The organism is Microbacterium sp. GQ128, from assembly GCF_059758615.1.
In genome coordinates this window covers 1-14,343 of record NZ_JCAXDY010000009.1, presented here as the reverse complement: position 1 = coordinate 14,343, position 14,343 = coordinate 1, and the positions used below count along the sequence as shown (strand labels likewise).

At 70.2% G+C, this 14,343-nt stretch carries 14 protein-coding genes; 7 read left to right on the top strand and 7 right to left on the bottom strand.

The annotated features are described in order from the left end of the window. Positions 1-139 precede the first annotated feature (139 nt). The 3 genes from AC6CHX_RS19475 to AC6CHX_RS19465 form a co-directional block, all read right to left on the bottom strand. Positions 140-427, bottom strand: coding sequence for a hypothetical protein (locus AC6CHX_RS19475; RefSeq protein ID WP_376101181.1), 288 nt, complete (start codon positions 425-427; stop codon positions 140-142). Positions 428-490: 63 nt separating this feature from the next. Further along, on the bottom strand, positions 491-1,828 hold the full coding sequence (locus AC6CHX_RS19470) for an MFS transporter (RefSeq protein WP_498274307.1): 1,338 nt from the start codon (positions 1,826-1,828) through the stop codon (positions 491-493). A gap of 5 nt (positions 1,829-1,833) precedes the next feature. Then, the gene (locus tag AC6CHX_RS19465; RefSeq protein WP_498274306.1) at positions 1,834-2,274 is read right to left on the bottom strand and encodes a MarR family winged helix-turn-helix transcriptional regulator; all 441 of its coding nucleotides are present in this window, start codon (positions 2,272-2,274) and stop codon (positions 1,834-1,836) included. 59 nt (positions 2,275-2,333) lie between these two features. Here AC6CHX_RS19465 and AC6CHX_RS19460 point away from each other — a divergent pair, with 59 nt between their 5' ends. The 6 genes from AC6CHX_RS19460 to AC6CHX_RS19435 all read left to right on the top strand — a co-directional run bounded on the left by AC6CHX_RS19460 (position 2,334) and on the right by AC6CHX_RS19435 (position 8,757). Further along, complete coding sequence (locus tag AC6CHX_RS19460; protein ID WP_498274305.1) at positions 2,334-3,071, top strand: copper homeostasis protein CutC; 738 nt, start codon at positions 2,334-2,336, stop codon at positions 3,069-3,071. A gap of 33 nt (positions 3,072-3,104) precedes the next feature. Continuing rightward, entirely contained in the window at positions 3,105-3,962 is an 858-nt protein-coding gene (locus AC6CHX_RS19455; protein WP_498274304.1) for an alpha/beta fold hydrolase, read from the top strand. Positions 3,963-4,216: 254 nt separating this feature from the next. Continuing rightward, a complete protein-coding gene (locus AC6CHX_RS19450; protein WP_498274303.1) occupies positions 4,217-4,954 on the top strand; it encodes a DUF1684 domain-containing protein in 738 nt (245 codons plus the stop codon). Positions 4,955-5,038: 84 nt separating this feature from the next. Further along, a complete protein-coding gene (gene lplAB / locus AC6CHX_RS19445; protein WP_136041300.1) occupies positions 5,039-6,088 on the top strand; it encodes a lipoate-protein ligase LplAB in 1,050 nt (349 codons plus the stop codon). 167 nt (positions 6,089-6,255) lie between these two features. Further along, the gene (locus AC6CHX_RS19440; RefSeq protein ID WP_498274308.1) at positions 6,256-7,194 is read left to right on the top strand and encodes a DNA-methyltransferase; all 939 of its coding nucleotides are present in this window, start codon (positions 6,256-6,258) and stop codon (positions 7,192-7,194) included. Positions 7,195-7,245: 51 nt separating this feature from the next. Beyond that, positions 7,246-8,757 carry a carboxylesterase/lipase family protein gene (locus AC6CHX_RS19435; protein ID WP_498274302.1) on the top strand — a complete coding sequence of 504 codons (1,512 nt, stop codon included), beginning with the start codon at positions 7,246-7,248 and terminating at the stop codon, positions 8,755-8,757. A 22-nt stretch (positions 8,758-8,779) separates the two neighbouring features. Here the strand turns inward: AC6CHX_RS19435 and AC6CHX_RS19430 are convergent, their stop codons facing one another. Genes AC6CHX_RS19430 through AC6CHX_RS19420 form a run of 3 tightly spaced genes read right to left on the bottom strand, consistent with a single transcriptional unit; the run spans position 8,780 to position 11,023 of the window. Further along, a complete protein-coding gene (locus AC6CHX_RS19430; RefSeq protein ID WP_498274301.1) occupies positions 8,780-9,127 on the bottom strand; it encodes a cupin domain-containing protein in 348 nt (115 codons plus the stop codon). Beyond that, positions 9,124-10,527: an NAD(P)/FAD-dependent oxidoreductase gene (locus AC6CHX_RS19425; RefSeq protein ID WP_498274300.1), complete on the bottom strand. Its 1,404-nt coding sequence runs from the start codon at positions 10,525-10,527 to the stop codon at positions 9,124-9,126. Before AC6CHX_RS19425 ends, AC6CHX_RS19430 begins: the two co-directional genes overlap by 4 nt. Before the next feature lie 28 nt (positions 10,528-10,555). Beyond that, positions 10,556-11,023, bottom strand: a complete 468-nt coding sequence (locus AC6CHX_RS19420; protein WP_498274299.1) for an Lrp/AsnC family transcriptional regulator — start codon at positions 11,021-11,023, stop codon at positions 10,556-10,558. A 100-nt stretch (positions 11,024-11,123) separates the two neighbouring features. Here AC6CHX_RS19420 and AC6CHX_RS19415 point away from each other — a divergent pair, with 100 nt between their 5' ends. After that, positions 11,124-12,575 carry a gamma-aminobutyraldehyde dehydrogenase gene (locus tag AC6CHX_RS19415; RefSeq protein ID WP_498274298.1) on the top strand — a complete coding sequence of 484 codons (1,452 nt, stop codon included), beginning with the start codon at positions 11,124-11,126 and terminating at the stop codon, positions 12,573-12,575. 143 nt (positions 12,576-12,718) lie between these two features. On the opposite strand, the gene AC6CHX_RS19410 is transcribed toward AC6CHX_RS19415, so the two are convergent. After that, entirely contained in the window at positions 12,719-13,924 is a 1,206-nt protein-coding gene (locus tag AC6CHX_RS19410; protein WP_498274297.1) for a M23 family metallopeptidase, read from the bottom strand. Between the last annotated feature and the right edge of the window lie 419 nt (positions 13,925-14,343).

The following is a 14,343-nucleotide window of genomic DNA, read 5'->3' as shown; positions in this document are numbered from 1 at the left end:
CGGATGCCGGATGCCGGATGCCGGATGCCGGATGCCGGATGCCGGACGCGCACGCGCCCGGGAGGCGGACAGCGCCACCGCCGGGGGAGGGCCGACGCTGGGGACGACGGCTGACGGTGACGCTGCCCTTCCGGAGTGCTCAGGCCGGTGGGGAATCCGGATCGAGCGTCTTCAACGTGTCTTCCTCGGCCGCGTTGTCGGCCTGGAGCTGGTCCTCGGTCTCCTCATCGCCGCCGAGGGCTGAGCGGTGACCCTGGCCGGCATCGCCCTGGATGGCGCCGCCGGTCGATTCGCCGCGCGAGCTGTCGCCCTGGATCGCGCCGCCGCTGCCGTCGCCCTGACCGGCGTCCTCATCCGGCACGCCGACGCGGCGAGCGCCTTCGGCAGGATCCTGCGGGTGGGGTGTGCGTTCCGTGTTGTCGTCCATGCACCGACGGTACGTACGCCGGATGCACTCCGTAGAGGGCGTTGACAAACGGCGGAAAGTTGTTCAGCCCTCGACGTCTTCCCGCTTCGCACTCCGAATCGGAGTCGTGACGGCGGCCTCGTCGCTGAACTCGATCGGGTCTGGCCGCTCGATCACCCGCAGCGGCCGGGTCTCGTCGAGCGTGAGCAGGAAGCGGCGGTTCTCGGCGCGGCGCAGGCGTCCCGAGGTCGTCACCCAGATGACCCCGATCGCGCAGGCGACGAATCCGGCCGTGCCGCCGAGCATGATGGCGGCGCGTGGTCCGAACGAGTCGGCGACCCACCCGGCGATGGGGGCACCCACGGGCGTCGAGCCCATGATCACGGCCATGTACAGGGCGAGCACGCGCCCGCGCAGCGCCGGCTCCGTCGTGATCTGCACGTACCCGTTGGCGGTGGTGAGCAGCGTCACGATCATGAAGCCGGTGAACGTCAGGGTGACGGCGTAGGAGGCGTAGGTCGGCATGGCAGACGACACGAACGCGGCGATGCCGAATCCGCCGGCGGCGAGGATCACGACCCGCACGCGCGCGCGGTCGCGACGGGCCGCGAGCAGGGCGCCGATCAGGGAGCCGATCGCGAGCACCGAGCTGAGCACGCCGTAGCCGTCGGCGCCCGCGCCGAACTCCAGGGCCATGGTCGAGGCGAAGATCGGGAAGTTCATGCCGAACGCGCCGATCAGGAACACCGTGGCGAACACGACCCGCAGATCGCTGCGCCCCCACACGTAGCGGAACCCGGCGGCGAGGCCTCCGCGGCTGCGGCTCTTCAGCCGCGGCGCGAGCAGCCCGGTGCGCAGCATCGACAGCGCGAGGATCATCGCCAGGAACGTCGCGGCGTTCACGATGAACACCCAGCCCGAACCGATCGCCACGATCAGCAGGCCACCGACCGCCGGGCCGATCATGCGGGCGAGGTTGAAGGATGCCGAGTTCAGCGCGACCGCATTCGACGTGTCGCCGGTCGACACCATGTCGGAGACGAACGCCTGCCGGGCCGGGGCATCAAACGCGTTCACGACGCCGAAACCGAGTGCGAAGGCGAACATCATCGGCAGGGTCATCACGTCGTTCAGCAGCAGCACACCCACCGCGATCGCGAGGGCCAGCAGCGCCGACTGGGTGGCGAACAGGATATGGCGTCGGTCGAAGCGGTCGGCCACCCATCCGGTGAGGCTGACCAGCACGAGCGGCGGACCGAACTGCAGCGCCATGGTGACGCCCATCGCGGTGGCGTCGTTGTCGGTCAGCTCGGTGAGCACGACCCAGTCCTGGGCGGTGGCCTGCATCCATCCACCGACGTTCGAGACCAGGGCGCCCGCGAACCAGATGCGGTAGTTGATGTTCGCGAAGGAACGGAACATGGCGCTCATCGCTCCACCACCCGACGCATCAGTGCACTCGCTTCTCGGAGCGTGGTGAGCTCGGCCTCGGTGTACTCGACCTCGCGCAGCATGTCGGCCAGCAGCTCGTCGCGGCGGCGGATCGTCTCCACGACGATCTCGATGCCGGCTTCCGTGATATCGACCTGCACGCGGCGGCGGTCGTCTTCATCCGGGGTGCGCACGACGAAGCCCTGCTCCTCGAGACCGTTGATGGTGCTGGTCATCGACGGAGCGGTCACGCGCTCGCGGACGGCGAGGGTCGAGATCGTGCGGCGGCCGTTCATGCGCAGGTCGGCGAGCACCGCCAGCTGCGCATCGCTCATGGAGTCGGCCGCGCGGGCGCAGCGGAGGCGGCGGGCCAGCCGGAACGTGGCCATGCGCAGGTCTGTGGCGGTGAGGTGGAGGGATTCATCGGACGCAGACATTACTTAGATAGCCTATCTAATTTTTCGGACGCCGTCTCGGCACCCGGCACAATGGAGGGGTGACCCGAACGCTCGCCCTGGAAATCGCCGTGCAGGACCCCGCCGGAGTGCGCATCGCCGCCGAGATCGGCGCCGACCGCGTCGAGCTCGCCACGGCCCTCGCCCTCGGCGGACTGACCCCGTCGCCCGCGACGCTCGAGCTGGCGGTCGAGACGGCCGGCGCGGAAGGTCCCGAGGTGCACGTGCTCATCCGGCCGCGCGGGGGCGGCTTCCACTACACCGACGACGAACTGGCCATCAGCGAGCGCGACGTGCGACGCGCGATCGCTGCGGGTGCGACCGGCGTGGTCATCGGCGCCCTCGACGCGGAGGGACGCCTCGACCTCGAGGCCATGGCGCGGCTGCGCGATGCCGCGGGCGGATCTCCCGTCACCCTGCACCGCGCCATCGACGTGACGGCCGACCCCGTGGCCACGCTGCGCAGCGCCCGCGAGTTGGGCCTTGCTCGCGTGCTCACCTCGGGCGGGGCATCCGCCGCGATCGACGGCATCGACACCCTGCGTGCGCTGGTCGCCGCGGCCGAGGGAGAGATCCAGGTCATGGCCGGCAGTGGAGTCGACGTCGCGAGTGCGCCGGTGCTCGCCGCGGCGGGGGTGGACGCGATCCACTTCTCCGCGAAGCGCGCCGTGATCGAAGACGGCGGCGTGCGGATGGGCTCCGCCTCCGACGGCGTCGGCGGCTACGAGGTCACCGACCGCGACATCGCCTTCGCCATTCGGGATGCCGTCGCGCGGTAGGCGGTCCCGGCGCCCGGTCGCTAGGCTCGCAGCGTGACGGATACGCGCGAGTTCACCGACGCCCATGGCGTGGCCATCGTCTACGACGTGCATCCGGCTGCGGGGACTCCTCGCGGAGTCGTGCAGCTCTTGCACGGCGTCGGCGAGCACGCCGGACGATACGGGGCCCTGATCGGTGCCCTCACCGGCGCGGGTTTCCACGTGTACGCCGACGATCACCGGGGCCACGGCCGCACCGGCATCCGTCAGCACGGCGGACCCGAGAAGCTGGGTCGACTCGGCATCGGCGGACTCCGCGCGGCCGAGGATGCCATCTGGCAGCTGACCGGGATCATCCGCGATGAGAACCCCGACCTGCCACTCGTGCTGCTCGGCCACTCGTGGGGATCGTTCCTGGCGCAGATGCTCGTGAACCACCACCCGGAGGCGTGGGATGCCGTGATCCTCTCGGGCTCCGCACTGCGCACGCCCGGTTTCCTCAACGCCGCCCCCCTGAACGCGCGGTGGGCGAAGGGCGAAGGTGCCACCGGGCTCGAATGGCTCAGCCGCGATCCCGCCGTGTGGGCCGCGTTCGCCGACGACCCGCTCACGACCGATGTCCCGCTGCTCAAGCTCTTCGGCCCGATCGAGGCCGCACGGCTGTACGGGCGTCCGGCCAAGGACCTGGGCCGCGACATCCCGATGCTGCTCCTGGTCGGTCGCGACGACCCGGTGGGCGGACCCCGCAGCGTGCACAAGCTCGCCGACGAGTACCGCAGCCGGTCCGGGCTCACCGACGTGACCACGCTGGTGTATCCGGATGCGCGGCACGAGATCTTCGCCGAACTGCAGCAGGACGAGGTGCGCGCCGACGTGCTCGCCTGGCTCGACAAGCACATCCCCGCGCGCTGAGCGGCCGCGTTCGCACCTCGAGACCCCGGGTTCGCGTCCACACCCCCGGGTGGCTGCGCGCGCACGGCGGGGTCTCGGTGGGAAGGCGGGGTCTCGTCGGTGCGGGGCCGGATGTGACGTGGAATGACGCGACGTGAAGCCGTGTGACGGAGCCGTTCCCCGGGCTCGGCCCCGACCGTAGATTCGGGTCAGTATTCCGCGCAGGAGCGAGGGGCGCGCCCGTGTGTGCTGCTCGCACGGGAGGGACCGCACCGATGAGCTTCGTGAAGGACTGGCAGGACTGGCACGCGTCGCGCGAGCGTTACGCGGGGTCGGAGTACGGTCCGTCGGCGCTCGAGTCGACGAACTGGCTCATCACGGAGGCGGCGGCGGTCGACGGCATCCCCGGACTCTGGGCGCTGACCGGAGACGGCGGCATCCGCGGCAGCGAGCTCGGCCAGACGGGGTCGACCGTGGTCCTGCGCGGCTCGGAGAGCATCCGCCTCGGCCGCCGGGAGCTGCGCGTGTTCGATCGCCACGGTGCGCTGGCGCTGCGGGTGCTCAACCCGGCACGACCGCAGCGCGAGTGGTTCACCGCGATCGACGCCTACGCGCCCGACGAGCGCTGGCGACTCCCCGCGGTGTTCGAGGAGACACCGGACGAGCAGATCCTGATCACGTCGGTCGACGGCCAAGCTCGCGAGACTCCCGTCGCCGGGCGACTGCGGTTCGAACTGGCCGGTGCGCCGCAGACGCTGACCGTCACCAGGAACGGACAGGGGGCGTTGAGCGCGGTGTTCGCCGACGGCACCAACGGGCTCGAGACGTATCGCTTCCGGTTCCTGCCGGTCGACGAACCCGCCGCAGACGGCACGGCCGTGATCGACTTCAACCGCGCCTACCTGCCGCCGTGCGCGTTCTCGGACCAGTACGTCTGCCCGCTGCCGCCCGCCGGCAACCGGTACTCGACGCCGATCCGCGCCGGGGAGCGCGTGGTGGTGCTCGGGGGCTGATCGGTCGGATGGTCGGTGCGCCCGGCGGTCGATCCGCCATCGCTGACCCGCCGCATCCGGGGCCGCGCGCCTTAAGCTGGTTCCGTGCACGGTGAATACAAGGTCCCAGGTGGAAAGCTCGTCGTCGTCGACCTCGAGATCGAGGACGACCGGATCGCCCGCTTCCGCCTCGCCGGCGACTTCTTCCTCGAGCCCGACTCGGCACTCGACGACATCAATGCCGCGGTGAACGGGCTGCCCGCCGAGTCGGACTCGACGGCCATCGCGACGGCCGTCCGCAGCGCGCTGCCCGATGGCGCTCAGCTGCTCGGCTTCTCGCCCGAAGCCGTCGGCACCGCGGTGCGCCGCGCGCTCGTGACGGCCCCGGGATGGCGCGACTTCGACTGGGAGATCGTGCACGACAAGGCGGTCTCGCCGCGCATGAACCTCGCCCTCGACGAGGTGCTCACCGCCCGCGTCGGCGAGGGGCGTCGCCGTCCCACCCTGCGCATCTGGGAGTGGAACGAGTCGGCCGTCGTGATCGGGTCGTTCCAGTCGTATCGCAACGAGGTCGATCCCGAGGGTGCCGCACGGCACGGCTTCGACGTGGTCCGCCGCATCTCCGGCGGCGGGGCGATGCTCATGGCCGCGGGGCAGATCATCACGTACTCGCTGTATGTGCCGGCATCGCTCGTCGCGGGCATGACGTTCGCCGACTCCTACGCCTTCCTCGACGACTGGGTGCTGCAGGCGCTGCGGTCCCTCGGCATCGATGCGGTGTACCAGCCGCTCAACGACATCGCGAGCCCGACCGGCAAGATCGGCGGTGCCGCGCAGAAGCGCCTCGCCAACGGGGGAGTGCTGCACCACGCGACGCTGTCGTACGACATCGACGGCCAGGTCATGACCGAGGTGCTGCGCATCGGTCGCGAGAAGCTCAGCGACAAGGGCACCACGTCGGCCGCCAAGCGCGTCGACCCGCTGCGCAGCCAGACCGGGCTCGAGCGCGCCGAGATCATCGAGCGGTTCAAAGACACCTTCCGCTCGCTCACCGATGCCGAGACCGGAGCGATCACCGCGGACGAGTACGCCGACGCGGAGGCGCTCGTCGCGTCGAAGTTCGCCACCGAGGCGTGGCTGCATCGGGTGCCGTGACCGCGCCGGACGACGGACCCGAAACCCGGACGAATGCGGGTGCCGCGGCCGTGGCCGCTCCGGAGGACGGACCCGAAACCCGGACGAATGCGCTTCCCGCGGCCGAATCCACGGATTCCGGCCGAGGGAAGCGCGTTTCTCCGACGCAGGCGCGGGGCGCGGTCACCATCATCGAGGGTGACAACCTCGCCGTCGCGGCGACCCTGCCCACGGGTTCCTTCACGCTCGTGTACCTCGACCCGCCGTTCAACACCGGTCGGACGCAGGGCCGGCAGGTGGTCACCGCGCGCCGGACGTTCACAACTCCTCAAGAATCCGAGCCCGTCACCGAAGAACCCCCGGAACTCCGCGATCCGGATGCAGCGACCGGCTCGAATCTGAGGAGTTCTGAACCGGGGGTGGCCGCGACCGTGCCCACCGCCGAGGTGCGGCACGGGTTCCACGGCCACGCGTACGAGCGGGTGCGCGGGATGTTGCGCGCCTACGACGACCGCTTCGACGACTACGGTTCCTTCCTGATGCCGCGGCTCGAGGAGGCATGGCGTCTGCTCGCCGACGACGGCACTCTGTACCTGCACCTCGACTACCGGGAGGCGCACTACGCGAAGGTGATGCTCGACGCCGTGTTCGGGCGGGACTGCTTCCTCAACGAGCTGATCTGGGCGTATGACTACGGCGCCAAGTCGCGCAGCCGCTGGCCCACCAAGCACGACACGATCCTGGTGTACGTGAAGAATCCGCGGGCGTACGTCTTCAACTCCGATGAGGTCGACCGCGAGCCGTACATGGCACCTGGACTGGTGACCGCCGAGAAGGCCGCGCGCGGCAAGCTGCCGACCGACGTCTGGTGGCACACGATCGTGCCGACGACCGGGCGCGAGAAGACCGGGTATCCCACGCAGAAACCCGAGGGGATCCTGCGCCGCATCGTGACCGCATCCAGCCGCCCCGGCGATCGTGTGCTCGACCTCTTCGCCGGCAGCGGCACGACCGGCGCCGTGGCGTCGGAGCTCGGCCGTGATGCCGTGCTGGTCGACGACAACCCCGAGGCGATCGGGGTCATGAAGACGCGGATGCCGCACGCCGAGGTGATCACACCCGGCTGAGGCCTCTCTCGATGTGGCCCGCTCACGCCCCGCGACCAGGAGAATGCTGTCATGACCGACATCGACTTCGAGACGACCGCCGACTTCGTCGAGGTGACGACCGCCGCAGGGCGGGTGCGCGGACGCTGGCGTCCGACCACCGGCGGGCGCGGCAATCCGCGGTCGGCGGCGTTCCTCGGCATCCCGTTCGCGGAGGCGCCGATCGGTGAACTGCGCTTCCGGGAGCCCGTGCCGAAGACGCCGTGGGAGGGTGTGCGCGATGCGCTCGAGTTCGCCGCCACCGCGCAGCGCGGCGACCCCGGCGTCACGCTCATCCCCGAGCCGAGCATCGAGGGCGAGTCGACGCTCAACGTCAACGTGTTCACACCGAGTCCGGCCCGCGCCGAACCGGGGACCGGACTCCCGGTGCTCGTCTGGATCCACGGCGGCGGATACTTCGCCGGCTCACCCGCGAGCCCCTGGTACGACGGCCGCAACTTCAACCGCGACGGCGTCGTGACCGTGTCGATCTCGTACCGCCTGGGCTTCGACGGCTTCGGGTGGATCGAGGATGCTCCCTCGAACCGTGGTGTGCGCGACTGGCTGCTCGCGCTGGAGTGGGTGCAGCAGAACATCGCCGAGTTCGGCGGAGATCCGTCGCGCGTGACGATCGCCGGGCAGTCCGCGGGCGGCGGTGCCGTGCTGACCCTGCTCGGCATGGAGGAGGCGCAGCACCTGTTCCAGGGTGTCTATGCGATCTCGGGCGCGCTCGCCGATGTCGCCTCCACCCGCGCCGAAGCGTTCGGCCGCGCGCTCGCCGCCGCAGGCGGGGTCGAGCCGACCGTGGCCGGGTTCTCGTCGCTGTCCGAGGAGCGCATCCTCGAGCTGCAGAAGAAGGCGACCGAGCTCGGGCCGTCGGCGGTCGGGACCATGATCGAGGAAGGGCTGCCGCTCGGGCCGAGCATCGACGGCGATCTGTTGCCGCGTTCGACGCGCGAGGCGCTCGCCGCGGGTGTCGGCGCCGACAAGCCGCTGGTGCTCGGGGCGACCGACGACGAGTTCACGATGGTGTTCTCGGATGCGGCCAAGAAGCTCCGCTGGGTGCCCCGGTCGCTGCTGCTGGGAAAGCTCGGGCTACCGAAGGCCGCGCGCCGCGAGTACCTCGCCGCCAACGCCGACGTCACGCGACTCGGCAACGCCCGCGTCGCCGGGCGGCTGCTGACCGACCGGATGTTCCGCTCGGCGCTGCTGAAGGTCGTCGCCGACCGCGGCGCTGCTCCGACCTGGGTGTATCGGTTCTCCTGGCCGTCGGGACGCTTCGGCTTCGCCGAGCACTGCCTCGACGTGCCGTTCTTCTTCGATTGCCTGGACGGCCCGGCGATGGAGCCGCTCGCCGGACCGAACCCGCCGCAGGGCCTGGCCGATCAGGTGCACGGCGCGGCGGTCGCGTTCGTCACCGGCGGTGACCCCGGGTGGCCGCGTCACGAGGGCACTGCGGGCATCGTCCGCGTCTATGACGTGCCGACGCGCGACGTGCGCGACGCCTATGCCTCCGTGCGCCCGCTGCTGGGGTCTTCCTCCTGACGCCTTCGACTCGCGCCTGCCGTCAGGCCACGTAGACCTTGCGAAGCGTCTCGGTGACGTTCCAGGTGGTGCGCATGCCCTCAGCGAGGCGCACGACCGAGCCCGCGCCGACCTCGAGATCGGGCACGCCCGATGAGGCGAACGAGATCGTGGCGCGGCCAGACAGCACCACGAACACTTCATCGGCCTCGATGTCGGTCGCAGTGCCCGGTGTCATCTCCCACACACCGATCTCGACCCCGCCGAGGGTCGCCAGCTCGTGCACGGCGGTCGTCGGGGCGCCGGCGAGAACCTCCTCCGCGGGGAGCGGCTCGTGCGCGAGGACCAGCGCGCCGGCATCCACCCCCGCCCCGGCAGCGAGGCCGCTCATGAGTCGAAGCCCATGCCGACGGCGTCGAGGGCCTTGAGGAACAGGTTGCGCTTGCCCTCGTTGTGGTCGGCCCGGTTCATGGCCGCGCGCACGAGGTTGACGCCGATCGAGGCGGCGGGTTCGGGCGGGAACGGGATGGGCTTCTCGCGCACCATCCGCAGCTCGGTGCGCTCTGTCGAATCCCCCGACAGCTTGTCGAGCATGACGTCGGCGGCGAAGCGCGCGGCACCGACGCCCAGTCCGGTGAAGCCGGTGGCATAGGTGACGCGGCCCTTGCGGGCGGTGCCGAAGAACGCGCAGAAGCGGCTCGACGAGTCGATCGCCCCGGCCCAGCGGTGGGTGAAGCGCAGGCCCTGCAGCTGCGGGAAGGTCGTGAAGAAGTGCGAAGCGAGCTTGCGGTGGCTCTCGATGCGGTCCTCGTACTCCGGGCGCACCTTGCCGCCGTAGTGGTAGACCGCGTCGTAACCCCCGAACAGGATGCGGTCGTCGGCGGTGAGCCGGTAGTAGTGGAACTGGTTCGCGCTGTCGGCGAGGCCCTGACGGTTCGACCAGCCGATCGACGCGAGCTGTTCCGTCGAGAGCGGCTCGGTCATCAGCACGTAGTCGTACACCGGCACGGTCATCAGGCGGTTGCGCTTCAGCAGCGAGGGGAACGCGTTGGTGCCGAGCGCCACGGCATCCGCCACGACCCGACCGTTCGGGGTGACCAGCGTGATCGGACCAGACGCGTCGCCCTCGATGGCGCGAACGATGCTGTGCTCGTAGATCTCGACGCCGAGGTCTGCGGCCACGCGGGCCAGCTCGACGCCCAGCTTGGCGGGGTGCACCATCGCGGAGCCCTCGCGGTCCCAGGCTCCGGCGAGGAACGTCTCGGAGTGCACCTCCGCCTGCACGGCGTCGCGATCGAGGAAGCCGGGTTCGTCGCGTAGCCACTCGACCTGGTGCGGTTCCACGGCGACGGCCAGCTGGCCGGTGCGCTCGAACTCCGCATCCATCCCGTAGCGGGCGACGGTCTGCTCGATGCCGTCGAGGTTCTCGTGGCCCAGCTCCTCGAGCCGGTCGATCTCCTCGGGCCACCGGTTCACCCCGTTCTCGTGGCCGTGCGTGAGGCTCGACTCGCAGAACCCGCCGTTGCGACCGGATGCCGCCCACGCGATCCGCGATGCTTCCAGCAGGACGACGCGGCGCTCGGGGTCGCGCTCCTTGGCCCGCACCGCGGTCCACAGCCCGGCATATCCACCGCCGACGATGGCGAGGTCGGCGCGGACCGTGCCGTTCAGACGCGGATGCGTCGGCCGATCGACATCGTCGAGCCAGAACACCCGGAGAGCGGTGTCGCGCAGGGAGTCGTCGATGACCCCCTGCGACGGCTCCCGGCGTTCGAAGACGGTGGTTCCCATGATCACTCCGATGCGTTCGGGGCGCGCCTCAGCGCGTGCCCCAGTTGTAGAGGTCTTTGTAGAGGCCGGCGTAGAGCAGGCTCTCCGTGTGTTCGATGCCCGGAATCGTCCGGATGCGGGTCGCGATGAGGTCGATCAGGTGCTCGTCGTCCTCGCACACGGCCTCGACGAGGATGTCGAAGGTGCCGAGCACGACGACGACGTACGCCAGCTCGGGGATCCGGGTGAGCTCCTCGGCGATCGCGCGGGGGTCGCCGGAGACGCGGATGCCGATCATCGACATGCGGTGGAAACCGAGCTGCATGGGATCGGTGACCGCGACGATCTGGATGATGCCGGCCTCGGTCATCCGCTGCACGCGCTGCCGGGCGGCGGCTTCGCTGAGGCCGACCTCGCGGGCGATCTCCGCGTAGGGGCGGCGGCCGTCCTCCTGGAGGAGCTCGACGATGCGCTTCGAGATGTCGTCCAGTGCGGGCTGGGCAGGCTTGGGGCTCATCTGTCGATATTGACAGTCTAAATCTGATTCTGCAACTGATTCAGTCGATACACCCGGGTGAAATCTTCCGATTCCGCAGGGTGCGCGCTACCATGACGGCATGTCCCGCACCCTTCTGAAGAACTCGGCGCCGTTGCAGAACTTCATCGGCGGCCGCTCCGTGCCCGCGACCGGGACGGAACGGATGCCCCTCCTCGATCCTGTCACCGAAGCCACGTACGGTGAACTGCCGATCTCCGACGGCGCCGATGTCGACGCCGCTTACGCCGCGGCATCCGCCGCCTTCCCGCTCTGGCGCGACACGACGCCGGCCGATCGGCAGCTGGCGCTGTTCCGCATCGCCGACGAGATGGAGTCGCGCGCAGAGGAGTTCGCGGACCTGGAGTCGCAGGACACCGGCAAGCCGCGCGCGAGCCTCGTCGCCGACGAGATCATGCAGTCGGTGGATCAGTTGCGCTTCTTCGCCGGCGCCGCCCGCAGCCTGGAGGGCCGCGCGGCGGGGGAGTACCTCGCCGGGCACACCTCGTTCGTGCGCCGCGAGCCGGTCGGCGTGATCGGCCAGGTGACCCCGTGGAACTACCCGCTGAACATGGCCGTCTGGAAGATCGCGCCCGCGCTCGCCGCCGGGAACACGGTCGTGCTCAAGCCCGCGGAGTCGACACCGCTGACCACGCTCCTGCTCGCCGAGATCGTCGCGCGGCACACCCCGGCCGGGACGCTCAACGTCGTGCTGGGCGACCGTGACACGGGCGTCGCGCTGGTGGAGCATCCGACTCCGCAGATGGTCGCGATCACCGGTTCGGTGCGCGCAGGCATGGCGGTGGCGCGCTCGGCGGCGAACGACGTCAAGCGCGTGCACCTGGAGCTCGGCGGCAAGGCGCCGGCGATCGTGTTCGCGGATGCATCGCTGGAGAAGTCCGTGGACGGGATCATCACCGGGGCCTTCTTCAACGGCGGGCAGGACTGCACCGCCGCCACTCGGGTGCTCGTGCACGCCTCGCGGCACGACGAACTCGTCGCCGCGCTGGTGGCCAGGGCGAAGACGCACGCGCGCACGGGCGGCCCGCACGAGGAGGGTGTGCTGTACGGCCCGCTGAGCAGCGCGGCCCAGCTCGCTCAGGTGCAGGGGTTCATCGACCGGCTGCCCGCGCACGCGACCATCGAGACCGGCGGACGGCGTCAGGGAGATCAGGGCTACTTCTGGGAGGCGACGATCGTCTCGGGCGTGCGGCAGGACGATGAGGTCGTGCAGGGTGAGATCTTCGGCCCGGTGCTCACCGTGCAGGCGTTCGGCGACGACGACGAGGCGCTCGAGCTGGCGAACGACGTGCCCTATGCGCTCGCCGCCTCGGTGTGGACGACCGATCACGCGAGGGCGATGCGCTTCTCGCGCGACCTCGACTTCGGCTGCGTGTGGATCAACACGCACATCCCGTTCGTGTCGGACATGCCCCACGGCGGGTTCAAGCACTCCGGATACGGCAAGGACCTCTCGCAGTACGGGTTCGACGACTACACCCGCATCAAGCACGTGATGAGCGCGCTCGACTGAGCTGCCGTGCCCGTCCGGGGGCGCCGAAGCCCCGGCTTCTCGTCGAAGCCCCGGGCTTCCGTCGAAGCCCCGGGCTTCCGTCGACGGCACAACGGGGTCTCGGTGCCAAGTCGGGGTCTCGCCGGGATGCCCGGTGGTGCGGGTCAGCTGACGTGCGTCTGGAGCCAGGGCATGGGATCGACGGCGACCGTGTTGATGTGGACCTCGAAGTGCAAGCAGGAGCCGAACACGTATCCGGTCGATCCGACGTCGCCGATGTACTGGCCCTCGTCGACGCAGTCGCCGACCTCGACCGCACGGGTTCCGTAGTTCAAGTGCGAGTAGACGGTGCTCACCGCCTGCCCGTCGACGATGCTCTCGATCTGGATCGTCACGCCGTAGCCCTGGTAGCTCTCGGTGGAGCGGGACACGCAGCCCTTCATCGCGGCGTTGATCGGCGTTCCCACACCCGCAGCGAAGTCCTGACCCAGATGAGACCGGCCCGGCCGTGAGGCGCCGAAGCCGTCGGTGAACGAGTACGTGCCGTCTGCCATCGGCATGACGATGCGATCGGCGATGGGGATCTCGACCGCGCTCCCGAGCGGCATGCCCGCAGCGAGGGCGGCGGCGACGGCGCGGGAGCGCGTCTCCTCGATCTCCTCGGGCGTCGTCGCCGAGAAGGTCCCCCGCGGAGCGATCTCGGCACGGATCTCGTCCGTCGATGTGGACGCCGACGTGGACGTGTAGGACTGCGCGGCATCGGCTGCGGCCGCTGTGGTGAGGCTGGTGGTGGCGACGGCCCCATCGCTTCCCGTGGCGAGTGCGGGCAGTGCCGCACCGGTGACCATCACGCCGATCGCGAACGTGGCGCCGAGCGCCTTGGCCTTCGCCCACGGACGTTTCGTGCGCCCGGTCCGGACCGACGGCGCTGCCTTCTGCGGCTTCGTGCGCCCAGGGCGCACGCGAGCACCCCGGGTGCCGCGCCGGCCGGCGCCCTGCGCCTGCGGACGAGCGGTCGATGCAGCGGGAGCTGTGGCGGGTGTGGCGGGTGTGGCGGGCGATGCGGCCGGTGTGGCGGGCGATGCGGACGGTGCGGGGTCGATCGCGTCGCGTGCGTCGGGCGCGTCGATCGCGTCGGGTGCGTCGGGTGCGTCGGGTGCGTCGATCGAGTCGAGTGTGTCGCGTGTGTCGAGTGCGTCGATCGCTTCGATCGCGTCGATTGCGTCGCGTGTGTCGAGGAGGTCGGTGGAAGTCGGTGCGCCGGCGGCATCACCTGCGTGGGGTGCACCGGCCGGCTCTCGTGTGTCGACCGCGCCGAGTGCATCCGCCGTGCGGGCGCGCTGTCCGTCGCCCGCACGGGTTGCATCCATCGCGCGGAGGCTCTGCGGCTCCGTGGACGCGGAGCGTCGCAAGTCGCGCCGCAAGCGCGGTCGGGCCGAGTCGGGGGCTTCTGAGAAGGCTTCCGAGGCGTCGTGAGCGCGCTCGGTGGGCAGGGAATTCGTGACGGGATCCTTCCGGAGGGCAGATGTGCTCGGCGGTCGATCCCCCCGGATGCCACCGTTACCGATCTGTAATTTAGTTGGCGAACCTGTGAGCGTCAAATCGAGAGCGGATGGTCGACTCCGTTTCGACGACGAATGCTCGGCCGTCATCGACAGGGGGATGTCGTTTGTCTTGTCGACGCGGATGCTCACACTCTGCCCTGGTGTGGGACGTCCGCGTGCTTCGTGGCGTGCTGTGCCGCCGAGAGTGTGGAGAAGTGCTGTGTCGGCGCTTCTGTGGAGGGCGT

Coding starts and splice junctions, on each gene's coding strand:
- AC6CHX_RS19465 (WP_498274306.1), bottom strand. CDS start 2,274: ATGTCTGCGTCCGATGAATCCCTCCACCTCACCGCCACAGACCTGCGC.
- AC6CHX_RS19410 (WP_498274297.1), bottom strand. CDS start 13,924: ATGGATGCAACCCGTGCGGGCGACGGACAGCGCGCCCGCACGGCGGAT.
- AC6CHX_RS19420 (WP_498274299.1), bottom strand. CDS start 11,023: ATGAGCCCCAAGCCTGCCCAGCCCGCACTGGACGACATCTCGAAGCGC.
- AC6CHX_RS19425 (WP_498274300.1), bottom strand. CDS start 10,527: ATGGGAACCACCGTCTTCGAACGCCGGGAGCCGTCGCAGGGGGTCATC.
- AC6CHX_RS19415 (WP_498274298.1), top strand. CDS start 11,124: ATGTCCCGCACCCTTCTGAAGAACTCGGCGCCGTTGCAGAACTTCATC.
- AC6CHX_RS19475 (WP_376101181.1), bottom strand. CDS start 427: ATGGACGACAACACGGAACGCACACCCCACCCGCAGGATCCTGCCGAA.
- AC6CHX_RS19450 (WP_498274303.1), top strand. CDS start 4,217: ATGAGCTTCGTGAAGGACTGGCAGGACTGGCACGCGTCGCGCGAGCGT.
- AC6CHX_RS19430 (WP_498274301.1), bottom strand. CDS start 9,127: ATGAGCGGCCTCGCTGCCGGGGCGGGGGTGGATGCCGGCGCGCTGGTC.
- AC6CHX_RS19470 (WP_498274307.1), bottom strand. CDS start 1,828: ATGTTCCGTTCCTTCGCGAACATCAACTACCGCATCTGGTTCGCGGGC.
- AC6CHX_RS19435 (WP_498274302.1), top strand. CDS start 7,246: ATGACCGACATCGACTTCGAGACGACCGCCGACTTCGTCGAGGTGACG.